Here is a 22703-nt window from a genome sequence, read left to right as displayed (position 1 = left end):
CGGGGCGGAGCTGCCACAGGTCCCCGTCCCGCCCGTGAACCGGTCACGACATCAACGGGCGCCCCTGCGCAAATTTGACCGTTTCGCTGGGTAGGGTCCCCCGCATGAGCTCTACAACGGTGGGGGCCGAGCGCCGCCGCGCGTCCGCGATGGCCTTCGGGTACCTCGTGCCGGCCCTGCTCGTCTTCGCAGTCTTCGTCTTCTGGCCGCTGGCCAAGTCGATCCTCCTCTCGGTGCAGGGGACGGACATCATCGGCAACCCCAGCGGCTTCGTCGGCTTCGTCAACTACACGCGGCTCTTCACCGACCCGGACTTCCTCCAGGTGCTTTGGGTGACCTTCGCGTTCACGGTGCTGACGGTCTTCCCCAGCATCGCGATCGCCCTGGTCGTCGCCCTCCTGCTGCAGGGTCGGATCCGCGCCGTCCGCTTCTTCCGCACGGCGTTCGCCCTCCCGTTTGCCTTCTCGGTGGCCACGGCCTCGGTGATCTTCGGGGTGCTCTACAACCCTGCTTCGGGCGTCCTCAACGGCCTGCTGTCCTACGTCGGTGTCGACAAGGTGCAGTGGCTCACCGACCCCGACCTCGCGATCTGGTCGGTGGCAGCGGCGACCGTCTGGATGCAGCTCGGCTACAACCTGCTCGTCATCTCCGCCGGCCTCGGCGCCCTGCCCGAGGACGTGCTCGAGGCCGCGCGGCTCGACGGCGCCTCGGGCCTGCGGCTGCAGCGCTCGATCATCATGCCGCTCATCACGCCGCAGCTGTTCTTCCTGGTCGTCGTCGGCACGATCCACGCCCTGCAGAGCTTCGGCCAGATCAAGATCCTGACCGTGGGCGGGCCCGAGGGCACGACCACGACGCTCGTGTACTCCATCTACGAGCAGGCGTTCGCCAACAACAACTCCAACTACGGCTACGCCTCGGCCCAGGCCATGGTGCTGCTGCTCGTGGTGCTGGCCATCACCGCCGTCCAGTTCGGCGTGCTCGAGCGAAAGGTGTTCTACCGGTGAGGAACCCGCGCACTGCCCGGCCCCGTCGCGGAGGCTGGGGCTCCTACCTCGTCCTCGGGCTGCTGTTCGTCGTCGTGCTGTTCCCGGTCTACTACGGGCTGGTGGGCTCGTTCATGGGCGAGCGGGACACCAACTCCTTCCCGCCCGCGCTCTGGCCGGTCAACGGCCTGCACCCGGAGAACTACAGCGACGCGCTTGGCATCATCCCGCTGGGCAACCAGTACCTCACCAGCGTGCTGCAAACCCTCGTCATCACCGCCGGCCAGATGGTCACGAGCGCGCTGGCCGCCTACGCCTTCGTCTTCCTGCCCCTGAGGTGGCGGGCGTTCTGGTTCGGCCTGTTCCTCAGCACGATGATGATCCCCTACGAGTCGATCATCATCCCCAACTACCTGCTCATCTCGCAGTGGGGCCTGAAGGACACGATCGCCGGCCTGACCCTGCCGTTCCTCGCGACCGGCTTCGGCGCCTTCCTGCTGCGCCAGTCCTTCCTGTCCTTCCCCATGGAGCTGCGCGACGCGGCCCGGGTCGACGGGGCGGGGCACGTGCGGTTCCTCTTCTCGATCCTGCTCCCCCTGAGCCGTCCCAGCCTCGCGGCGCTGGGCATCTGGTCGGCGCTCTCGGCCTGGAACATGTACTTCTGGCCGCTGCTGGCCACCGAGGATCCGCGCCACCAGACCATCCAGATCGGCATCAGCCAGCTGCAGACCTCCGACGGGGACTCCCCCGGCATGGTGCTGGCCGGTGTGATGCTCGCGCTCTTCCCCACCCTGCTGCTCGTCATCTTCGGGCAGCGCTTCATCGTCCGCGGGCTCACCGCGGGTGCCGTCAAGTAGTGCTGTCAATCATGATCCGCAAAGGAGACCACGACGTGTTCAGCTCAAGCAGGGGGACCGCCCGACAGGCGCGCCTCCGGTATGCCGTGCCGGCGGGCCTCGCCTCGCTCTCGCTCCTCCTCGCCGCCTGCGGCGGCGACAGCGCCGGTGGCGACGCCGCGGGCGCTCCGGAGGCCGGCGCGCTCGACAAGGCCAGCGGTGTCACGACCGTGTCGTTCTGGCACGCCATGGACGGCAAGAACGCCGAGGCCCTCACCAAGCTGGTGACCGACTTCAACACCGCCAACAAGGGCAAGATCGAGGTCAAGGCCACCTACGCGGGCAAGTACGACGACGCGATCACCAAGTACAAGGCCGCGATCCAGAGCAAGTCGACGCCCGACGTCATCCAGATCTACGACATCGGCACGCAGTTCATGATCGACGCCAAGCAGACCGTGCCCATGCAGTCGTTCATCGACCGCGACAAGGTCAACGTCGGTGACCTGCAGCCCAACATCACCGGCTACTACTCGGTCGGCGGCAAGCTGCACTCGATGCCGTTCAACACCTCGATGCCGGTCATGTACTACAACAAGACGCTCTTCAAGAAGGCCGGTCTCGACCCCGAGAAGCCGCCGACCAACCTCGAGGAGATCCGCGCCGCCGCCGAGAAGCTGTCGAAGAAGAGCGGCGGCCCGGCCGACTACGGCTTCGGCGCGGCCATCTACGGCTGGCTGCTCGAGCAGTTCATCGCCACCAGCGGCAGCGAGTACTGCGACCAGGGCAACGGTCGCGACGGCAAGGCGACCAAGGTGCAGTTCGACCAGGGCACGGCCATCGACGTCGTCACGTGGTGGCAGAAGATGGTCAAGGACGGCCTCGCCGCCAACACCGGCCGCGACACCAAGTCGGCCCAGGCCGCCTTCAAGTCCGGTCAGCTGGCCATCAACCTCGAGTCGACCGGCCAGCTCGGCGGCTACAGCGAGGCCGCCAAGCAGGGTGGCTGGGAGCTCGGCGCGGCGAACTACCCGCACGTGAAGGCCGGCGACACCAGCGGCCCGATCATCGGTGGTGCCTCCCTGTGGATCAACGGCGTCGGGCACAAGGACGCCAACAAGGAAGCCGCCTGGCAGTTCGTGAAGTTCCTGGCTGAGCCCAAGAGCCAGGCCACGTGGCACACCGACACGGGCTACTTCCCCATCTCCAAGGGCGCCCTCAACGAGCCGATCGACGTCGAGTACCGCAAGGCCAACCCGCTGTTCGACGTGGCGGTGAAGCAGCTGGAGGGCACCGAGCTGACCAAGGCGACGCAGGGCTGTCTGCTCGGTGTCATGCCCCAGGCGCGCAAGGCCTCCGAGGACGGCCTGGAGGCCGTCCTCAACGGCGGCGACCCGCAGCAGTCCATGACCAAGGCCGCCCAGGGCCTCGAGGCCCAGATCAAGAGCTACAACGACTCGGTGAAGTAGCCGAGCCACCGACACGGCACCGTCCGCGTCACCCCCGCTGCGGCGGGCGCAGGGCCCAAGCGGCCACGGCGCCCGCCGCAGCCACGTTCAGGGAGTCCACTCCCCCGGCCATCGGGATGGTCACGGTCAGGTCGGCCGCCGCGATCGTGTGGTGCGACAGGCCGTCGCCCTCGGTGCCCAGCACCAGCGCCAGGCGCTCGGGCGGGTCGGCGGCAAGGGCGTCGAGGCTCACCGCGTCGTCGGCCAGGGCCAGGGTCGCCACGGTGAAGCCGTTCTCCTGCAGCGTCGCCACCCCACCCGGCCACGGGTCGATGCGCGTCCACGGCACTTGGAAGACCGTGCCCATGGAGACGCGGATCGCCCTGCGGTACAGAGGGTCCGCGCACCGCGGTGTCACCAGCACGGCGTCCACGCCCAGCGCGGCGGCCGAACGGAACACCGCCCCCACGTTGGTGTGGTCCACGATGTCCTCGAGCACCATCACCCGGCGGGCCCCGCTCACGAGCTCCTCGACCGAGGACAGCGCCGGCCGTTGCACCGATGCCAGCGCCCCCCGATGGAGGTGGAACCCCGTCAGCTGCTCGATCACCTCGTGCGGACCGACGAAGACGGGGATGCCGTCCTCCTCAGCCGCGCCCACCAGGTCGGCCAGGTCGGTGAGCCACCGCTCGGCCATGAGGTAGGAGCGCGGCCGGTGCCCTGCCGCCAGCGCCCGACGGATCACCTTCTCCGACTCGGCGATGTAGAGGCCGCGCTCGGGCTCGGTGCGCCGGCGCAGCGCGACGTCGGTCAGCGCCACGTAGTCCGCGAGACGGGTATCGGCGGGGTCGTCGATGTGGATCGGCACGCGCCAATCCTGCCCCAGGCCCGGGACCGGGGCTTCGTCCCCCTCCACCAGGGTGCCAGGTCTGGTGCGCCAAAAGGGGCTTGCGCAGGCACTACTCAGCGTTACTATGTACTGGTAGTCAGTGTCACTGAGTAGAAGAAGGGTGCTCCATGGGTAAGCAGGAGACGGAGATGCTCAAGGGGACCCTGGAGGGCATCGTCCTGGCGATCCTGTCCGCCCGGCCCGCGCACGGCTACGAGATCACGGCGTGGCTGCGCGACCAGGGCTTCTCCGACATCGCCGAGGGCACCGTCTACGCGTTGCTCGTCAGGGTCGAGAACCGCGGCCTCGTCGACGTCGAGAAGGTCCCGTCCGAGAAGGGACCGCCGCGGAAGGTGTACTCGCTCAACGCTCGAGGACGCGAGCACCTCGAAGAGTTCTGGAGGACCTGGAGCTTTCTCGCAGAACGAATTCACCGGCTCCGCGAAGGAGAGAACTGACATGCGAATCCCTGACCTCGCCACCAAGGTGATCGGCGAGAAGCGTCGGTGGCGGCAGTACAAGGCGCGTGTGGCGCTGCTCCCCCCGAACTACCGCGGCGCGGCGAAGGGGGTCGAGCGCTACCTCATGCACGCCGGCGGGGTGTCTGACGGCGAGACCGCGATGCGGATGCTCGAGGACCTCGCCGACCTGTTCGAGCAGAGCGCGGCGAACGGTTCGTCCGTTCGCGACGTCGTCGGCGAGGACCCCGTCGAGTTCGTCGAGGCGTTCATCCGCAACTACGACGAAGGCAGCTGGCTTCGCAGGGAGCGGGACCGGTTGGTCAAGGCCATCGACGACGCCGAGGCGGACGAAGGGCAGGGCTCGCGATGACGACGCCCGCGGCCGTTGCACCTGCCATCGGGGTGCAGGGTCTGGAGAAGTCCTTCAAGGAGCTCGAGGTGCTGCGCGGTGTGGAGTTCGAGGTGGAGCGGGGCAGCATCTTCGCCCTGCTCGGGTCGAACGGGGCGGGCAAGACCACGGTCGTGAGAATCCTGTCCACGCTCCTGCGGGCCGACGCGGGGACGGCCAGCGTCAACGGCTTCGACGTCGCGTCGCAGGCCGCGGACGTGCGGGAGTCCATCAGCCTCACAGGCCAGTTCGCGGCCGTCGACGACATCCTCAGCGGGCGGGAGAACCTCGTGCTGGTCGCCCGGTTGCGGCACCTCCAGGACCCGGACACGATCGCGGACGCCCTGCTCGATCGTTTCTCGCTGAGCGACGCCGCAGCGCGCAAGGTGTCGACCTACTCGGGCGGCATGCGCCGGCGCCTCGACATCGCGATGAGCCTCGTCGGGAACCCGCCGGTCATCTTCCTCGACGAGCCGACGACCGGGCTCGACCCCCAGGCGCGGGTCGAGGTGTGGCGGACGGTCAGGGAGCTCGCCGAGCGCGGCACGACGGTGCTGCTCACGACGCAGTACCTGGACGAGGCCGAACAGCTGGCCGACCGGATCGCGATCCTCCACGGGGGTCGGATCATCGTGAACGGCACCCTCGCCGAGCTCAAGCTGCTGCTCCCACCCCCCACGGTCGAGTACGTCGAGAAGCAGCCGACCCTCGAAGACGTCTTCCTCGCCCTCGTCGGTGACGACCGCAGGGACCGCGACGCCGCCATCACCGCAGCGTCAGCACGCAAGACTGAGGAGCAACGATGACCACGCACTTCTTCGGTGACACCGCCGTGCTCACAGGGCGATCCCTGCGCCACATCACGCGCAGTCTGGACACCATCATCACGACAACGGTCATGCCGATCGCCTTCTTGCTGCTGTTCGTCTTCGTGTTCGGCGGCGCCATCAACTCAGGGTCGGACTCCTATGTGGACTACCTGCTGCCCGGCATCCTGCTCATCACGGTTGCCTCGGGCGTCTCCTACACTGCGTTCCGGCTCTTCCTGGACATGAACAGCGGCATCTTCGAGCGGTTCCACTCCATGCCGATCGCACGGTCGTCCGTGCTGTGGGCGCATGTGCTGACCTCACTGGTCGCCATCCTGATGTCGCTGGTGGTCGTCGTGCTCGCAGCCCTCCTCATGGGCTTCCGCTCTGGTGCCGGCGTGCTGGCGTGGCTCGCGGTCGCCGGCATCCTGACCCTGTTCACCTTGGCGCTGACGTGGCTGGCCGTGATCCCCGGCCTCTCCGCGAAGACCGCGGACGGCGCGAGCGCGTTCTCCTACCCGCTCATCCTCCTGCCGTTCATCAGCTCGGCCTTCGTGCCCACCGAGACCATGCCCGGCCCCGTGCGCGCCTTCGCCGAGCACCAGCCGGTGACGTCCATCGTCGACGCGGTCCGCGACCTGCTCACCCAGCAGCCGGTGGGCACCGACATCTGGCTCGCCCTTGCCTGGTGCGGCGGACTCCTCGTCGTGGCGTACGTCTTCGCCATCGTGATCTACCGCCGCAGGATCTCCTAGACCCCGTCGCCCGAGCTCCCCCGTCAGCGCGATCAGGTGGCGAGGGCCCGCACGATCACGCTGGTCCCGGCGATCGTGCATAACCACAGCACCGCCAACCTCAGCCGGCCACGGTCGAGGCGCTCGCGCAGCGGGCCGGCGGCGGCGTACCCGAGCGCGACGAAGGGGATCCACGACAGGCCCGCCCGCAGCTGGTCGCCCGTGAACTCCCCCACGAGCGCCAGGCCGAGGACCGCGAACGCCGTGCCGGCGAGGAAGAAGGCGGCCAGGGTGGCCCGCAACCGGGTGGGCCGCTCGTGCTGCAGCACCAGGGCCAGGAAGGGCCCGCCGATGGAGGCAGCCGTCCCTGAGATCCCTGCGAGGGCCCCGGCCACGGCGGCGTTGCGGTCGGTGGCACGCATCTCGATGGCCCAGACCGACGCCGCCACCGAGAGCAGGACCAGCAGGCCCACCAGCACGGAGATCGCCTGCACGGACATCAGGGCCACGACGGCGACGCCGACAGGGGTGAGCAGCGCCCGGCCCCCCAGGGCGATGCCGAGGGGCCGCCACGCGATGTCGGCAGGCGCGTGCGCGAGCTGCACCACCGGCAGGCTGAAGCTGGTCACCAGCAGCGCCCCCGGCATCAGCTCGGGCGCGAGCACCACGACGAACGGCGCTGCCACGAGGGCCATCCCGAAGCCGATCGAGCTCTGCACGAACGCGCCGGCGAACAGCGCGAGCCCGAGCGGGACCACCACGCCCCACTCCATCAGCGCAGCGCAGCCATCAGGGGAACCAGACCATCTTCACGATGGCGACGACGCCGATGACGATGATGAACGCTCGCAGGCCGTTCGGGGGCAGGCGTCGGCCGACCGTGGAGCCGATGTAGCCGCCCGCCAGCGCGCCGAGGGCGACCAGACCCGCTGCGGGCCAGTCGATCCTGTCCCAGGCCACGAGCATGAAGGTCACCGCGGCGACCGCGTTCACGACGGTGCCCAGGACGTTCTTGTAGCCGTTGAGGCGCTGGAGCGGCTCGCTGCTCAGGGCGCTCAGGAGGCCGATGAGGATGACCCCCTGGGCTGCGCCGAAGTAGCCCCCGTAGATCCCGGCGACGAGGACGCCGCCCATCATGACGGGCTGGTGCCACGGCACCACCGCGTCACGGTGGCGCCGCACCGCAGCGTCCTGCAGGCGTGGCCCGAGCACGACCAGCACGAGGCCGAGCGCAATCAGCGCCGGGACGATGGCGTTGAACGCCTCGGGCGGAAGCACCAGCAACAGCACCGCGCCGATCACCGCGCCCAGCAACGACATCGGCACGAGGCGGCGCAGCGTGCGCGTCGTGCCCCGCAGCTCGGAGCGGTAGCCGTGCACGCCCGTCACGCCGCCGGCCACCAGTCCCACGGTGTTCGACACGTTGGCGACGACCGGTGGGTAGCCGAAGAAGAGCAGCGTGGGAAAGGTGATGAGCGTCCCGGAGCCCACGATGGTGTTGATCGTGCCGGCCGCCATGCCCGCGAGCAGGATGCAGAGGGCTTCGACGGGAGACACCCGGCAACCCTAGCGACGCCCCCGCGGGCCGGCTTCCCGGGCCCGCACAGCGGCATGCCGCCCGCTCGGGTGAGCGGGCGGCATACCGGGGCGGGTGGTCGGGCTCTCAGGCCGGCGGCGTGCCGGGCTGGCCGCCCTGCGCGGGCGGCGGCACCGGGGGCACCGCGGGCTCGGTGGCCGGTGCCGGGTCGCCCGGCTCGGGATGGGGCACGGCGTCGGCCGGCGGCGTCATGGGAGGCTGCACCCGCGGGGCGGGGGTGGCGTGCTCGGTGGCCTCGCGGCTGGCGCGCCCTGCCTGGCCACGGGCCTCGGCCAGGGCCTGCCTGGGGTCCTCGAGGGCGGTCTCCTCGAAGGCCGTGCCGAGGTCGCCCGGGTCGACCCAGGCCTCGTCGTCGCCCCCGGAGAACGTGCCGCCGCCCTCGCCGCGTCCCAGCATGCCGCCGATCCCCTTCAGGGCGTCGGTCAGCTCGCTCGGGATGATCCACATCTTGTTGGCGTCGCCGCGGGCGAGCTGCGGCAGCACCTGGAGGTACTGGTAGGCGAGCAGCTTCTGGGTCGGCTTGCCGCGATGGATGGCGTCGAAGACCTGCTGGATGGCCCGGGCCTGGCCCTGGGCCTCGAGGATGCGGGCCTGCGCCGAGCCCTCCGCGCGCAGGATCTGGCTCTGCTTCTCGCCCTCGGCGGTGAGGATCGCGGACTGCTTGGTGCCCTCGGCGTACAGGATCTGGGCGCGGCGCTCGCGCTCGGCCTTCATCTGCTTCTCCATCGACTCCTGCACCGACATCGGCGGGTCGATGGCCTTGAGCTCCACGCGGTTGACCCGGATGCCCCACTTGCCGGTGGCCTCGTCGAGGACGCCTCGCAGCTGCGCGTTGATCTGGTCGCGGCTGGTGAGGGTCTGCTCGAGGTCGAGCGAGCCGATGACGTTGCGCAGGGTCGTGACGGTGAGCTGCTCGATGCCCTGGATGAAGTTGGCGATCTCGTAGACCGCGGACTTGGCGTCGATCACCGAGTAGTAGATGACGGTGTCGATGTTGACGACGAGGTTGTCGGAGGTGATGACCGGCTGCGGCGGGAACGAGACGACCTGCTCACGCAGGTCGACAGTGGCGCGCACCTTGTCGACGAACGGCACGAGGAAGTGGATGCCGCCCTCGAGGGTGCGCGAGTAGCGGCCGAGCCGTTCGATGATGAGCGCCGTCTGCTGCGGGACGATCCGCACCGTGCGGATGATGACGATCGCCGCGAAGATGACGAGCAGCAGCAGGACGATGTAGCCCGCTCCGATTTCCATGTGTGGTCATTCCCCTCTGTTGGAGAGCGCGTTGCCGGCGACGATCGCCGTGGCCCCCTGGATTGACACGACCCGGACCTGCTGTCCCGGCGTGAGTGGTGTGTCGCCCTCGGCGAGCCTCGCCGACCACGTCTCACCGGCGAGCTTGACCCGGCCGTCGGTGTTGGTGACCGTCTGCAGGACCCAGGCAGTGCGGCCGACGAGGCTGCCCGCGCCGATCGTCGCCGACGCAGCCGTCTCGTTGAACTTCCTTCTCACCCAAGGGCGGACGGCCACCAGGAGCGCGACCGCCACGACCACGCCCACCACGATCTGCAGGGCGAACGGCGCCCCGAACGCGGCGGCCACCGCCGAGGCGAGCGCCCCAGCGGCAAGCATGATGAAGACGAAGTCGACGGTCGCCGCCTCGATCGCTGCCAGCACCAGCGCCACCCCGACCCAGATGAGCCAGGGGTTGTCGCCCAGCCACTCCATGGTTTCCCCTCCGTCAGTGCCTGTGTTCTGTTACGACGCCGAGGCCGACCCCTGCGTTCCCGCACCGTTGCCGGCGCGGGCCGACCAGCGGTCGCCGTGGCGGTCGAGCACGAGCGGCAGCCCGAACGTGGCCGAGAGGTTCTCGGCCGTCAGGGTGATCTCGATCGGCCCCTGGGCGACCACCCTGCCCTCGCGCAGGAGCAGCACGTCGGTGAAGGACGGGGGGATCTCCTCGACGTGGTGGGTCACGAGCACGAGCGCCGGCGCCTCTACGTCAGCGGCCAGCCCGCCCAGGCGGCGCACCAGGTCCTCGCGCCCGGCGAGGTCGAGGCCGGCAGCCGGCTCGTCGAGCAGCATGAGCTCGGGGTCGGTCATGAGCGCACGCGCGATCTGCACCCGCTTGCGCTCCCCCTCCGAGAGGGTGCCGAACCGTCGGTCGGCGAGGTGGTCGGCCCCGAGCGCCTCGAGCAGCTCCGCCGCCCGCTGGTGGTCGAGGGTGTCGTAGGCCTCCCGCCAGCGGCCGACCACGCCGTAGGACGCGGTGACCACGACGTTGTGCACCACCTCGTCGCCGGGGATGCGCTCGGCCAGCGAGGCCGAGGCCAGGCCGATCCGCGGACGCAGCTCGAACACGTCGACCGTGCCAAGGACCTCGGTGAGGACGCCGGCCACGCCGCGCGTGGGATGCATCCGGCCGGCCGCCAGCTGGAGCAGGGTCGTCTTGCCAGCTCCGTTGGGGCCGAGGATGACCCACCTCTGGCCCTCCTCGACCTCCCAGGTGATGTCGTCGAGCAGGGTGCTCTGACCCCGCACGACGCTCACACCGGCGAACTCCAGGACGTCACTCATGGCCCCGACCCTAGTTGACGCACCACCCGTGGCGGCGCCGACGTGCCCGGTCGTCGCCGCCGGTTGCGGCGGCATCCTGACCGGGCGTCAGCGCACCCGGCTCGGGCAGGCTCCTTAGGATGGATCGGTGCCCGAGCTGCCCGCCTCCGTCCGCCTCGCCCTGTGGACCACTGCGTCGTGGAACGGCGGCTCGTCCCTGGAGGCGGCCGTCGCCGCCGCGCTGCCGGACATCGACCACGTCGCCGGCGACCTCGGGCGCCTCGACCTCTGGCGCGACCTCGGTGAGCGGGCCCTGTTGGTGGCGCTGCCCGCCCCCGGCGACCTCTCCGGCCTCCCGGGCGCCGGGTCGGACGCGCAGGGCGCGGCCGCCGAGGCCGGTGAGTGCGTCTACGTGCCGGGCATGGGTGGTCTCCTCGTGCCGGTCCTCGACACCTTCGGCAGCGTCGGTGGCTCCGCCCTCGACACGGGCACCCGGGTCGACTGGAAGGCCTACGACGCCGACCCGGTGCCCCGCCACCGGGTCGAGGGGCTCGAGCCCTCCCAGCTCGAGCGGCACCTCCGGCTCGAGCTCATCGAGGTGACCGAGGCCCTCGACCGGGTCGGTGGGCAGCCCTTCTCCGCGTCGGCGGCCCGTGACCTCGCCGACGGGTCCCTCGGCGGGCGCTGGGGGCTGCCGGACGGGCTGCCGGCTCGGGCCCAGCGGGTCATCGCGCTGGCGGGCACCGTCGCCCAGATCTGCGACGCCGGGCTGGCCGGTCCCGACGACGCGCTCGACACCGCCACATCGGCAAGCCGCCGGTCCCTGCTGCTGCGCCTGCAGCGGGCGGCCGACCACGCCCTCGCCGACGCCACGAACGCCGCCTGCGCCGTTCTGGCCGGATGGCGCCCGGCGTGAGAGCGTGAGGCATGGCTGAGCACACGCGTTCCGCGGAGGAGACCGTCCAGGCCTGGCACGACGCCGTGAACGGCGGGGACGTCGAGGCTGCGGTGGCGCTCTGCGCCCCCTCCGTCGCTGTCGGCGGCCCGCAGGGCACCGGACACGGCCACGAGCTGATGCGCGCCTGGCTGAGGCGCTCCGGCATACGGCTGGAGCCCCAGCACCCCCTGCGGGAGGTGGACGGACGCGTCTTCGTGCACGAGCGGGCGCAGTGGACGACGACGAAGGACGCCCCGGCCCAGGCGCCGACCGAGCACCCGGTCGACACGTGGGCGGTGTTCACCGCGGCCGACGGCCTCGTGACCTCGGTCAGCCGGTACGAGACCGAGGACGACGCCCTGCACGCCGTGGCCGCGGGCGACTAGGCCAGGGCCCGGCGCCGCAGCACGTCGAGGTAGACCTGCATCGTCCGGTCGCCGATCGTGGCCCACGAGAAGGCGTCCAGCGCCCGCCGGCGCCCTGCCAACCCCATCCGGTCGGCGCGCGCGGGGTCGCTGACGGCGTCGTTGAGTGCGGCTGCGAGGTCGTTCACGAACCGGTCCGGGTCGACGGGCGTGCCGGTGCCGTCCTGCACCTGCTCGATGGGCACCAGCCAGCCCGTCTCCCCGGGCACGACCACCTCGGGGATGCCGCCGGTCGCGGTTGCGACCACCGGCAGCTCGCAGGCCATCGCCTCGAGGTTCACGATGCCCAGCGGCTCGTAGACCGACGGGCACGCGAAGACGGTGGCACAGCTCAGCAGGGCCACGACCTCGCCGCGCGGCAGCATCTCGGGGATCCACACGACCCCGTCGCGCTGCGAGCGGAGCGTGTCCATGAGCGCCTCGACCTCGGCCAGGATCTCCGGGGTGTCCGGCGCGCCCGCGCACAGCACGACCTGCACATCCGGCGGCAGCGCCGCTGCTGCGCGCAGCAGGTAGGGCAGGCCCTTCTGACGGGTGATCCGCCCGACGAAGATGACCGACGGGCGGTCGGGGTCGACCCCGTGCCGGCGGGCGATGTCCGGGTCGGGGTCGCGCTGCCACAGCTGCGCGTCGATGCCGTTGTGCACCACGTGCACCCGCTCGGGGTCGATGGAGGGGTAGGCGCGCAGCACGTCGTCGCGCATGCCCGCGCTGACCGCGATCACGGCGTCGGCCGCCTCGTAGGCGGTGCGTTCCACGAAGGACGACACCCGGTAGCCGCCCCCGAGCTGCTCGGCCTTCCACGGGCGCATCGGCTCGAGGCTGTGCGCCGTGACCACGTGCGGCATCCCGCCGAGCAGGGAGGCCGTGTGGCCGGCGAAGTTGGCGTACCACGTGTGCGAGTGCACGAGGTCGGCCCCGAGGCAGTCGCCGGCCATCCGCAGGTCGACCCCCATGGTCTGCAGGGCCGGGTTGGCGTCCGCCAGGTCCGGCAGGTCGGGGTAGCCGTAGGTGCCCGCCTCGTCCCTCGGCAGGCCGAAGCAGCGCACCCGGGTGTCGACGTCACCCCGCACGCGCAGCGCTCGGACGAGCTCGGCCACGTGGACCCCGGCGCCGCCGTAGATCTGGGGCGGGTACTCCTTGCTGAGGACGTCGACTCTCACCTCCGCGACAGTAGTGCCCGGGATCGGGTCGCCGCGAGGGCTGACATTCCCTACTGTCGTCTCATGCCATACAGACGAGGCGGACCCAGGGTTCTGGCGATCGTGCTCGCGGGAGGCGAGGGCAAGCGGCTGATGCCCCTCACCGCCGACCGGGCCAAACCGGCGGTGCCCTTCGGCGGCATCTACCGCCTCATCGACTTCGCCCTCAGCAACGTCGTGAACTCCGGCTACCTCAAGAGCGTGGTGCTGACGCAGTACAAGTCGCACAGCCTCGACCGGCACATCACGAAGACCTGGCGCATGTCGAACATGCTGGGCAACTACGTCACCCCTGTGCCGGCCCAGCAGCGGATCGACAAGAACTGGTACCTCGGCAGCGCGAACGCGATCTTCCAGAGCCTGAACCTCGTGCACGACGAGAACCCGGACATCGTGGTCGTCGTCGGCGCCGACCACGTCTACCGCATGGACTTCTCGCAGATGGTGCAGCAGCACATCGAGACCGGCGCCGGTGTGACGGTGGCCGCGATCCGGCAGCCGATCTCGCTCGCCGACCAGTTCGGGGTCATCGAGGTCGACGCCGCGGAGCCCCGGCGCATCCAGGCCTTCCGCGAGAAGCCCACCGACGCCGTGGGCCTGCCCGACTCCCCCGACGAGGTGCTCGCCTCGATGGGCAACTACGTCTTCGACGCCAGCGTGCTGATCGACGCGGTCACCCGCGACGACACCCGCGAGGGCAGCAAGCACGACATGGGCGGCGACATCGTGCCGGCGTTCGTCGACGAGAAGTCCGCCTACGTCTACGACTTCAAGGACAACGTCATCCCGGGCGCGACCGAGCGCGACCAGGCCTACTGGCGAGACGTCGGGACGCTGGACTCCTACTGGGAGGCCAACATGGACCTCGTCTCGGTGCACCCGGTCTTCAACCTCTACAACTACGAGTGGCCGATCTACACCGACTACGGCCCCTACCCGCCGGCCAAGCTGGTGCACGGGTCGAAGGGCAAGTACGGCGAGGCCCACAACTCCGCCGTCTCCCCCGGCGTGGTGATCAGCGGGGCCACCGTGACCAACTCGGTCCTCTCTCCCCGGGTGCACGTCCACAGCCTCACCACGATCGACGACAGCGTCCTCATGGACGGCGTCGAGGTCGGCCGGGGCGTCGTCATCCGCAAGGCGATCATCGACAAGAACGTCTACGTGCCCGAGGACACCACGATCGGCGTCGACCGTGAGCACGACCTGGCCCGCGGGTTCCAGGTCACCGAGTCCGGCCTGACCGTGGTCGCCAAGGGCCAGGAGGTCACGCCCTGACCGGTGACCGGCCCGTCCGCATCGGGGTGCAGCTCCAGCCGCAGCACGCGGACTACGCCGCGATCCGCCGCGCCTGCGCACAGGCGGAGGAGATCGGCGCCGACGTGCTCTTCACCTGGGACCACTTCTTTCCCCTGTACGGCGACCCGGACGGTCCGCATTTCGAGTGCTGGACGACGCTGGCTGCCTGGGCCGAGGCCACTGAGCGCGTGGAGATCGGCGCCCTCGTCACCTGCAACAGCTACCGCAACCCGCACCTGCTCGCCGACATGGCCCGCACCGTCGACCACATCAGCGACGGCAGGCTCATCCTCGGCATCGGCTCCGGCTGGTTCGAGCGCGACTACGACGAGTACGGCTACGAGTTCGGCACGGCCGGCGGCCGGCTCGACGCGCTCGACCGCGACCTGCCCCAGATCAAGGAGCGGTGGGCGCGGCTCAACCCGCCGCCCACGCGTCGCATCCCGGTGCTCGTCGGCGGCGGTGGCGAGCGCAAGACGCTGCGCATCGTGGCCGAGCACGCCGACATCTGGCACGGCTTCGGCAGCCCCGAGACCATCGCCCACAAGCACGCCGTGCTCGACGGCTGGTGCGAGCGGGTCGGCCGCGACCCGGGCGAGGTGGAGCGGTCGGCGGGCGTCTCGGCCCGCCCGGGCCGGTTCCCCGAGGACGCACGCGACTACGCCGCCTCCGCCGAGGCCCTGTATGCCGTGGGCACCCGCCTGCTCACGGTCGGGCTCACGGGGCCCACCTACGACATGGCCCCGGTGCGCGACCTGGTCGCATGGCGAGACTCGCGACGGGCGGGCTGACGGCGCTCGGTATCGTTCAGCGGTGGCCGACCTGACCGCTCCGAACCCTGCGACCCTGCTGGTCACGGTCAGTGGTGACGACCGCCCGGGCGTGAGCAGCGCGCTCTTCGACGCCATCGCCGACGTGGGCGCCGAGGTGCTCGACCTCGAGCAGGTCGTCGTGCGGGGCCACCTGACCCTGGGGATGCTGCTGGTGCCTGGACCGGGCGCGGAACACCGCCTGGAGGCGGTGGTCGGTGAGGTCGCGCAGTCGCTCGGGCTCACCGCCAGCTTCGAGTCCGGCACCGGTGACAACGCGCCGCGGCGCACCGGCAGGGTCGCCGTCGTCGTCCTGGGCGCCCCGCTGCTCGCCAGCGCGGTGGCGGCGGTGACGGCCCGGATCGCAGCGCACGGCGCGAACATCGACCGCATCCGGCGCCTGTCGCGCTACCCCGTGACCACCGTCGAGTTCGACGTCTCGGGCGCGGACGTCATCGCGCTGCGTCGCGAGCTGGCGCTGGAGTCCAGCGTCCACGGCGTGGACATCGCCGTCGCGCCTGCTGGGCTGGCCCGCCGCGGCCGCCGGCTCGTCGTCATGGACGTCGACTCCACCCTCATCCAGGACGAGGTCATCGAGCTCCTGGCCGCCCACGCCGGCCGGGCGGCGGAGGTCGCCGCCGTGACCGAGGCTGCCATGCGTGGCGAGCTGGACTTCGCGCAGAGCCTGCGCCAGCGCGTCGCCGTGCTGGAGGGGCTGCCGGTCGGCGTGCTGGACGAGGTCCGCGCAGCCGTGCGCCTCAGCCCCGGTGCCCGGACCCTGGTGCGCACCCTGAAGCGGCTCGGGTTCACGGTCGCCGTGGTGTCCGGGGGCTTCATCGAGATCGTCGGCGACCTCGCCCGCGAGCTGGGCATCGACCATGCCCGGGCCAACCGGCTCGAGGTCGAGGACGGCCGGCTCACCGGCCGGCTTGTGGGCGACATCGTCGACCGGGCCGGCAAGGCCCGGGCACTGCGGGACTTCGCCCAGGAGGCGGGCCTGCCCCTGTCGCGGACCGTGGCCATCGGTGACGGGGCCAACGACCTCGACATGCTCGAGGTGGCCGGGCTGGGCATCGCCTTCAACGCCAAGCCCGTCGTGCGCGAGCAGGCCGACACCGCGGTCAACGTCCCCTACCTCGACGCCGTGCTCTACCTCCTCGGGATCACCCGGGAGGAGATCGAGGAGGCCGACGCCGCAGACGGCACGCCGACACCCGCTCCTCCCATCCTCCCGACCTGACTCCTAGGCTGTCGCAATGGCGCGCTCGTCACGAAAACCCCCCACGCTGTTCATCATCGGCGGCGCTGAGGACCGGGTCGGCAAGGCCACCGTCCTCCGGCGCTTCGTGCGTCTCGCCGGCGGCCGCCGGTCCCGCATCGTCATCATCCCGACGGCCTCGTCCTTCCAGGACGAGGTGGTCGCCGCCTACACCGAGGTCTTCGCCCGGCTCGGGGCGACGGACCTCACTGTGGTCAACCCTGAGACCCGGCTCGAGGCGCACAACGAGGAGGCGGTGGCCCTCGTCGACCGGGCCACCGGTGTGTTCATGAGCGGCGGCAGCCAGCTCAAGCTCAGCCAGCGGCTGCCCGGCACCCCCCTCGGCGACGCGCTGCACCGGGCCCACGACCGGGGGGCCGTCATCGGCGGCACGTCGGCCGGCGCGTCGATCATGAGCCAGTTCATGATCTCCATGGGTGACGAGGGCATCACCCCGCGCCAGCGCCACAGCCAGCTCAGTGCCGGGCTCGGCCTGATCGACGGCGTGATCATCGACCAGCACTTCGGCCAGCGGGCCCGCTACGGGCGGCTCATGTCCATGGTGGCCGGCTCCCCCAACCTCATCGGCATCGGCATCGACGAGGACACCGCCATCGAGGTGGTCGACCGCAGCGTCTTCACGGTGCACGGCGCCGGCGCGGTCTTCGTCCTCGACTGCCGGGCGTCGGTCTCCGACGCCCCGGAGGCCCGCCGCGGGGCGCCCATGATGGTCTCGGGGGCCGTGGTGCACTCGCTGCCGGCGGGCGCTACCTTCGACCTCCGCGAGGTGCGGCTGCTCGACTTCGTCGAGAAGCACCCCGACGCCACCGTCACCCTCGCCACGGCCAAGGCCTGACCCGAGGCCCACGCCACTGCCTGACCGCGCTAGGAGATCCCCCATGGCAGCAGACCGACCGACCCCCACCGGCCCGGCCGCCCCCGAGCTGCGCATCGTCGAGTCGCGCGTCTACCGCGGCGGCAACATCTGGTCCTACGACCCCGCCATCCACCTCGTCGTCGACCTCGGCGTGCTCGAGGGCTACCCGACCGACACCCTCGACGGCTTCACGGACCGCCTCGTCGAGCTGCTGCCGGGCCTGGGCAACCACACCTGCTCGCGTGGGGTGAAGGGCGGCTTCGTCGACCGGCTCCGCGAGGGCACCTGGCTCGGGCACGTCACCGAGCACGTCGCCCTCCAGCTGCAGCAGGAGGCCGGGCACGACATGCGCCGGGGCAAGACCCGGGCCGTGAAGGGCCAGCCCGGCCGCTACAACGTGATCTACGCCTACGCCGACGAGACGGTCGGGCTGGCCGCCGGTGAGCTGGCGGTGCGCCTCGTCAACCACCTGGTGCAGGCCGAGGAAGGGTTCGACTTCGCCGACGAGCTCGACCACTTCCTCCGGCGAGCCCAGCGGACCGCCTTCGGCCCGTCCACCGCGGCCATCATCGAGGAGGCGGTCAGCCGCGACATCCCCTACATCCGGCTCAACACCGCCTCGCTGGTCCAGCTCGGCCAGGGCGTCCACGCCCAGCGCATCCGCGCCACCATGACCTCGAAGACCTCGTCGCTGGCGGTCGACATCGCCGGGGACAAGGACATGACGACGCGCCTGCTCGCGTCGGCCGGCCTGCCGGTGCCCAAGCAGGAGACCGTCCGCACCCCGGACGCCGCTGCCGCGGCCGCCCGGCGGATCGGCTTCCCCGTCGTGGTCAAGCCCCTCGACGGCAACCACGGCCGCGGGGTGTGCCTCGACCTGCAGTCCGAGGAGGAGGTGCGGGCCGGGTTCGAGACCGCCCGGAGCGAGTCGCGGCGCGGGTACGTCATCGTCGAGTCGTTCGTGACGGGGCGGGACTACCGCTGCCTCATCGTCGGCGGGAAGATGCAGGCCATCGCCGAGCGGGTGCCCGCCCACGTCGTGGGAGACGGCAGCCACACGGTGGCCGAGCTCGTCGAGATCACCAACGCCGACCCCCGCCGCGGTGTGGGCCACGAGAAGGTGCTCACCCGCATCAAGGTCGACGACGCCGCCGTGGCGCTCGTCAAGGACCAGGGCTGGTCGATGGACGACGTGCCGCCCGAGGGCCAGATGGTCAAGCTGGCCCTCACCGGCAACATGTCCACCGGCGGCATCTCCGTGGACCGCACCTTCGAGGCCCACCCGGACAACATCGAGATCGCCGAGGAGGCGGCCCGGATGATCGGGCTCGACGTCGCCGGCATCGACTTCATCTGCCCCGACATCGCCTCCCCCGTCCGCGAGACGGGCGGGGCGATCTGCGAGGTGAACGCCGCCCCCGGGTTCCGGATGCACACGCACCCGACGGTCGGCGAGCCGCAGTACATCGCCAAGCCCGTCGTCGACCTGCTCTTCCCACCCGGGTCGCCCTCGCGGGTGCCGATCGTCTCGGTCACCGGCACCAACGGCAAGACGACCACCTCCCGGATGATCGCCCACATCTTCAAGGGCATCGGCCGCAAGGTGGGCATGACCTCCACCGACGGGATCGTCATCGACGAGCGACTGGTCTACAAGGCCGACGCGTCGGGTCCCCGCTCGGCCCGCATGGTCCTGCAGAACCCGCGGGTCGACTTCGCCGTCATGGAGGTCGCCCGCGGAGGGATCCTGCGCGAGGGCCTGGGCTATGACCGCAACGACGTCGCGGTCGTCACCAACATCGCACCGGACCACCTCGGCATGCGGGGCATCGACACCCTCGAGCAGCTCGCCGACGTGAAAGCCGTTGTGGTGGAGGCGGTTCCGCGTGACGGCTTCGCCGTGCTCAACGCCGACGACGAGCTGGTGCGCAAAATGCGCCGCCGGTGTTCGGGCGGGGTCGTCTGGTTCTCGCTGCAGCCTCCCGGCAGCAGGGTGCGCGAGTTCGTCGACGACTACTGCCGTCGCGGGGGCCGGGCCGTCGTGCTCGAGCCCACCGACAAGGGCGACATGATCGTCATCAAGCACGGTCGCCGCAGCATGCAGCTGGCGTGGACGCACCTGCTGCCGTCGACGTTCGGCGGCACGGCCAAGTTCAACGTCGCCAACGCGATGGCCGCTGCCGGGGCCGCGTTCGCGGCGGGGGCCGGGCTCCACGAGATCCGGCAGGGGCTGCGCACCTTCACGACCAGCTACTACCTCTCCCCCGGCCGCATGAACCAGGTCAACGTCAACAACGTCGACGTCTTCGTCGACTACTGCCACAACGCTCCCGGCATGCGGGTGCTCGGCCAGTTCGTCGACGCCTACGCCGAGCAGAAGGCCGGGCAGTCCGACCTCGGCAAGATCTCGCGGATCGGGGTCATCGCCACGGCCGGTGACCGGCGCGACGACGACATGCGGGAGCTCGGCACGATCGCAGCGAACCACTTCGACGTCCTGGTCGTCCGCGAGGACGAGCGGCTGCGGGGTCGACGGCGCGGCGACACCGCGGCCCTCGTGGCCGAGGGGGTGCGCGCCCGCATGGCCGAGGACGGCGTGCGGTGCCGCCAGGTCGACGTGGTGCTCGACGAGGCGGAGGCGGTGCGCACCGCCATGGCACGGGCGAACCCCGGCGACATCGTGGTCCTCTGCGTCGACAACCACGCTCAGGTGCTCGGCGAGCTCGAGCAGCTCACCAACAGTGCCCAGGCGGGCGCGCACACCGGCGGCCCGACGGTCGGCGACCCGGACCTCGACCCCGCCGAGCTGCAGACCGAGGCCCAGGCCTCGGGTGACGAGGCCCAGGCCAGTGCCGAGGAGGAGCTCGAGGCAGGTCAGCCGGGCTGACCGGTCGGGTATGCCGCGTAGCCTGGCCACGCGGCATACCGCACCTCAGCGCTCGCGGAGATCCTCGGCGTAGGCGTGCAGGGCGCGCTGGTAGCTGAGGGTGTCCTCGTCGCCGGCGTGGTGGAGCAGGGCGTCGATGAGGTCGGCGACCGCCTCGTCGCACCGTCCCGAGTCGGCCGCGGCGAGGGCCCGGAACGCCGTGACGGCGACGCTGTGCGGCCGCTCGTGGGCCAGCTCCGAGAGCAGCTCGTAGGACTCCTGCGCACGGCCCACCGCCCGCAGGCTCGACCCGAGCTGGATCCGGGCGCGGTGCCGGTGCGGCTCGCGCAGGCCGAGGTCGAGGGCCTGCCGGTAGAGCGCGATCGCCTCGGCCTCCTGCCCTGCCGCGTCGAGGGCGCTGGCGTGCTCGTGGGCCAGCCGGGCGTCCGACGGGCGCTGGGCGTGCAGCTCGCGCGCCGCCCGGACCCGGACGACGGGGTCGGGCAGGTCCCACAGCTCGGCGATCGCGGCCTCGGCGTCGTGCTCACCGCGAGAGGCGACCACCTTGCGCCGGATGTCGGCAGCGGTGTCGGGCACCGCGCCCTGCGAGGCGAGCCACGCGGCGACCTGCTGCCGCTCCGAGTGGCACATCAGGCAGACGACGTCACCGTCGGAGGCCTCGGGCACGAGCGCCTTGAGCCCCTCGAGCTCGGTCTCGTAGGACTCGATGTCGGCCACGCCGGCCCGCGCGAGGCCCACCCGCAGGTGGTGCTCGAGGTCGGCCATCGAGCGTCCCCGCAGGTAGTGCGCCTTGTGGGCGGCGACGACCCGGTCGGCGCGCAGGCCGGCGATCTCGCCCATGGACTCCAGCAGGTCGTCGGTGCGGTCCCCGGCGAGGCCCAGCCCGAGGTGCACCTGGGCACCCGGGACGCGCAGGCCGTGCGCGACGTCCATGAGCGCCTCGAGCCCCGCCTCGTTGTGTGCCAGGTCGACGATGACCGTGATCGTGCCGCCGCCGGCAGCCGGCATCGTGTAGGTGTTCATGCGGCCCGGGTTGAGCCGCTCGTCCGGCGCGAAGGTCCTCAGCCCCTCGACGACGGCCTCGCGCGGGAGCCCCAGTGCCAGGGCCGCCGCCGCCCCGGCGAGGGCGTTGGCGATGTTGTGGTGCGACAGCCCCGAGAGCGTGACGGGCACGTCGAGGATGCTGACGAGCCGGTCCGGTTCGCGCCCCGGGAACAGCACCGTGATGTCGCCGTCGAGGATGGTGATCGCCCGACCCCCGGTGTCGAGGGCCTCGCGGACCGCGGGGGCGTCGGAGCGCAGCGCGAAGACCCACGGCCTGGCCCGGGTCCCCGTCCGCATGGCCCACACCCGCGGGTCCTCACCGTTGAGCACGGCCCAGCCGGAGGGCCGCGTCGCCTTGGTGACGATCGCCTTCACCTCGGCGAGCTGGTCGACGGTGTCGATGCCCTGCAGCCCCAGGTGGTCGGCGGAGACGTTGGTGACCACGCTGACGTCGTTGGCCGCGACGCCCATGCCCTTGAGCAGCATCCCGCCACGGGCCGTCTCGAGGATCCCGAGCCGCACCCCCGGCGTCGACAGCACGGCTCGTGCGCCGGCAGGTCCGGAGTAGTCGCCGGCCTCGACCAGCTCGCCCTGCACGACGATGCCGTCGGTGGACGACCACGCGGTCTTCAGACCGGCGGTCATGCCGATGTGCCCGAGCAGCCGGGTCGTGGTGGTCTTGCCGTTGGTGCCGGTGACCGAGGCGACGGGCACCGTCGGGACCAGCACCGACGGGCGCTCCCCCGGGTCGGCCCGCGTGATCTCGTCGGCCTGCTCGGCGACCAGGTCGACGCCGCCGAGCCACCCGGCGAGGGTCGGCCCGAGCGCGTGGCCCAGCGCGCGGGCCCTCCCGCGCCGGCGCCACACGTAGGCCGCGACGACCTCGTCCGGCGTGCTCCCCGGCCGGCAGCGCACGCCGAGCCGGCTGGTGCCGCTCGCCGTCGCCAGGCGTCGCACGGCCCGCTCCACCACCCGCGCGACGAACCGCTGCCGCTGCTCCGACCCGGGGGCACCGGCCCGGCCCCCGCGCAGGCCGATGCGCCGGGCCAGACCCGTCATGGCGGCCTCGTCCGCGTCGAGGTACCCCGGCAGGGTGAGGGTCACCTTGGCCGCCGGCTTCGAGAAGTAGAGGTTGGGGCCCTCGAGGATGCGGACCTCGGCAACGGTCACGGAGGTGTCGGTGGCGTCGGGTGCGGGGGCAGCGTCAGACGTCATGCGCGGAGCCTAGTGGCCGCTCGGTGACGCTCCGCGGGGAGGGACG

General features: G+C 71.3%; 22 protein-coding genes. 14 read left to right on the top strand and 8 right to left on the bottom strand.

The annotated features are described in order from the left end of the window. Positions 1 to 104: 104 nt before the first annotated feature. From P0Y31_RS06400 to P0Y31_RS06390, 3 genes are read left to right on the top strand one after another with little or no spacing between them, the layout of a single operon-like run. Positions 105 to 1007 (top strand): sugar ABC transporter permease, encoded by a 903-nt coding sequence (locus tag P0Y31_RS06400; RefSeq protein ID WP_275807722.1) that lies wholly within the window; start codon positions 105 to 107, stop codon positions 1005 to 1007. Continuing rightward, positions 1004 to 1843: a carbohydrate ABC transporter permease gene (locus P0Y31_RS06395; protein WP_275867499.1), complete on the top strand. Its 840-nt coding sequence runs from the start codon at positions 1004 to 1006 to the stop codon at positions 1841 to 1843. The genes P0Y31_RS06400 and P0Y31_RS06395 overlap by 4 nt, the downstream gene beginning before the upstream one ends. A 35-nt stretch (positions 1844 to 1878) precedes the next feature. Further along, positions 1879 to 3291, top strand: coding sequence for an ABC transporter substrate-binding protein (locus tag P0Y31_RS06390; RefSeq protein ID WP_275867497.1), 1413 nt, complete (start codon positions 1879 to 1881; stop codon positions 3289 to 3291). Between the two features lie 28 nt (positions 3292 to 3319). On the opposite strand, the gene P0Y31_RS06385 is transcribed toward P0Y31_RS06390, so the two are convergent. After that, positions 3320 to 4138 (bottom strand): RNA methyltransferase, encoded by an 819-nt coding sequence (locus tag P0Y31_RS06385; RefSeq protein WP_275867495.1) that lies wholly within the window; start codon positions 4136 to 4138, stop codon positions 3320 to 3322. Between the two features lie 149 nt (positions 4139 to 4287). Between P0Y31_RS06385 and P0Y31_RS06380 the strand changes: the two genes are divergently transcribed. The 4 genes from P0Y31_RS06380 to P0Y31_RS06365 are packed head-to-tail and all read left to right on the top strand — an operon-like array spanning position 4288 to position 6572. Continuing rightward, entirely contained in the window at positions 4288 to 4617 is a 330-nt protein-coding gene (locus P0Y31_RS06380; RefSeq protein ID WP_275867493.1) for a PadR family transcriptional regulator, read from the top strand. Position 4618: 1 nt separating this feature from the next. Next, the gene (locus P0Y31_RS06375) at positions 4619 to 4990 is read left to right on the top strand and encodes a DUF1048 domain-containing protein (RefSeq protein WP_275867492.1); all 372 of its coding nucleotides are present in this window, start codon (positions 4619 to 4621) and stop codon (positions 4988 to 4990) included. Continuing rightward, positions 4987 to 5814, top strand: coding sequence for an ATP-binding cassette domain-containing protein (locus P0Y31_RS06370; RefSeq protein ID WP_275867489.1), 828 nt, complete (start codon positions 4987 to 4989; stop codon positions 5812 to 5814). The genes P0Y31_RS06375 and P0Y31_RS06370 overlap by 4 nt, the downstream gene beginning before the upstream one ends. Then, on the top strand, positions 5811 to 6572 hold the full coding sequence (locus tag P0Y31_RS06365) for an ABC transporter permease (protein WP_275867487.1): 762 nt from the start codon (positions 5811 to 5813) through the stop codon (positions 6570 to 6572). Before P0Y31_RS06370 ends, P0Y31_RS06365 begins: the two co-directional genes overlap by 4 nt. A 32-nt stretch (positions 6573 to 6604) precedes the next feature. On the opposite strand, the gene P0Y31_RS06360 is transcribed toward P0Y31_RS06365, so the two are convergent. From P0Y31_RS06360 to P0Y31_RS06340, 5 genes are all read right to left on the bottom strand, one after another. After that, positions 6605 to 7324 carry a TSUP family transporter gene (locus tag P0Y31_RS06360; protein WP_275867486.1) on the bottom strand — a complete coding sequence of 240 codons (720 nt, stop codon included), beginning with the start codon at positions 7322 to 7324 and terminating at the stop codon, positions 6605 to 6607. 16 nt (positions 7325 to 7340) lie between these two features. Continuing rightward, complete coding sequence (locus P0Y31_RS06355; RefSeq protein WP_275867484.1) at positions 7341 to 8108, bottom strand: sulfite exporter TauE/SafE family protein; 768 nt, start codon at positions 8106 to 8108, stop codon at positions 7341 to 7343. A 106-nt stretch (positions 8109 to 8214) separates the two neighbouring features. Beyond that, positions 8215 to 9402: an SPFH domain-containing protein gene (locus P0Y31_RS06350; RefSeq protein WP_275867482.1), complete on the bottom strand. Its 1188-nt coding sequence runs from the start codon at positions 9400 to 9402 to the stop codon at positions 8215 to 8217. A 6-nt stretch (positions 9403 to 9408) separates the two neighbouring features. Continuing rightward, complete coding sequence (locus tag P0Y31_RS06345) at positions 9409 to 9876, bottom strand: NfeD family protein (protein ID WP_275867480.1); 468 nt, start codon at positions 9874 to 9876, stop codon at positions 9409 to 9411. 30 nt (positions 9877 to 9906) lie between these two features. Next, on the bottom strand, positions 9907 to 10725 hold the full coding sequence (locus P0Y31_RS06340) for an ABC transporter ATP-binding protein (protein WP_275867478.1): 819 nt from the start codon (positions 10723 to 10725) through the stop codon (positions 9907 to 9909). A gap of 127 nt (positions 10726 to 10852) precedes the next feature. Between P0Y31_RS06340 and P0Y31_RS06335 the strand changes: the two genes are divergently transcribed. Together P0Y31_RS06335 and P0Y31_RS06330 are read left to right on the top strand one after the other, a co-directional pair. Beyond that, a complete protein-coding gene (locus tag P0Y31_RS06335; RefSeq protein ID WP_275867476.1) occupies positions 10853 to 11620 on the top strand; it encodes a hypothetical protein in 768 nt (255 codons plus the stop codon). Between the two features lie 11 nt (positions 11621 to 11631). Continuing rightward, on the top strand, positions 11632 to 12027 hold the full coding sequence (locus P0Y31_RS06330; RefSeq protein WP_275867474.1) for a nuclear transport factor 2 family protein: 396 nt from the start codon (positions 11632 to 11634) through the stop codon (positions 12025 to 12027). On the opposite strand, the gene glgA is transcribed toward P0Y31_RS06330, so the two are convergent. Next, positions 12024 to 13229, bottom strand: coding sequence for a glycogen synthase (gene glgA, locus P0Y31_RS06325; protein WP_275867472.1), 1206 nt, complete (start codon positions 13227 to 13229; stop codon positions 12024 to 12026). The genes P0Y31_RS06330 and glgA overlap by 4 nt on opposite strands. A gap of 63 nt (positions 13230 to 13292) precedes the next feature. On the opposite strand from glgA, the gene glgC reads away from it, so the two are divergent. Genes glgC through cphA form a run of 5 tightly spaced genes read left to right on the top strand, consistent with a single transcriptional unit; the run spans position 13293 to position 20398 of the window. After that, on the top strand, positions 13293 to 14546 hold the full coding sequence (glgC, locus tag P0Y31_RS06320; RefSeq protein ID WP_275867470.1) for a glucose-1-phosphate adenylyltransferase: 1254 nt from the start codon (positions 13293 to 13295) through the stop codon (positions 14544 to 14546). A gap of 26 nt (positions 14547 to 14572) precedes the next feature. After that, positions 14573 to 15358 carry an LLM class F420-dependent oxidoreductase gene (locus P0Y31_RS06315; RefSeq protein WP_345803615.1) on the top strand — a complete coding sequence of 262 codons (786 nt, stop codon included), beginning with the start codon at positions 14573 to 14575 and terminating at the stop codon, positions 15356 to 15358. A 31-nt stretch (positions 15359 to 15389) separates the two neighbouring features. Then, positions 15390 to 16616 carry a phosphoserine phosphatase SerB gene (gene serB / locus P0Y31_RS06310; protein ID WP_275868883.1) on the top strand — a complete coding sequence of 409 codons (1227 nt, stop codon included), beginning with the start codon at positions 15390 to 15392 and terminating at the stop codon, positions 16614 to 16616. 16 nt (positions 16617 to 16632) lie between these two features. After that, positions 16633 to 17490 carry a cyanophycinase gene (locus P0Y31_RS06305; protein WP_275867468.1) on the top strand — a complete coding sequence of 286 codons (858 nt, stop codon included), beginning with the start codon at positions 16633 to 16635 and terminating at the stop codon, positions 17488 to 17490. A gap of 43 nt (positions 17491 to 17533) precedes the next feature. Then, a complete protein-coding gene (gene cphA, locus P0Y31_RS06300; RefSeq protein ID WP_275867466.1) occupies positions 17534 to 20398 on the top strand; it encodes a cyanophycin synthetase in 2865 nt (954 codons plus the stop codon). A 45-nt stretch (positions 20399 to 20443) separates the two neighbouring features. On the opposite strand, the gene P0Y31_RS06295 is transcribed toward cphA, so the two are convergent. After that, positions 20444 to 22657: a tetratricopeptide repeat protein gene (locus tag P0Y31_RS06295; protein WP_275867464.1), complete on the bottom strand. Its 2214-nt coding sequence runs from the start codon at positions 22655 to 22657 to the stop codon at positions 20444 to 20446. Between the last annotated feature and the right edge of the window lie 46 nt (positions 22658 to 22703).

The sequence above is a fragment of the Knoellia sp. 3-2P3 genome (assembly GCF_029223115.1).
Lineage (GTDB): Bacteria > Actinomycetota > Actinomycetes > Actinomycetales > Dermatophilaceae > Pedococcus_A.
This window is presented reverse-complemented; position numbering and strand designations above follow the sequence as displayed.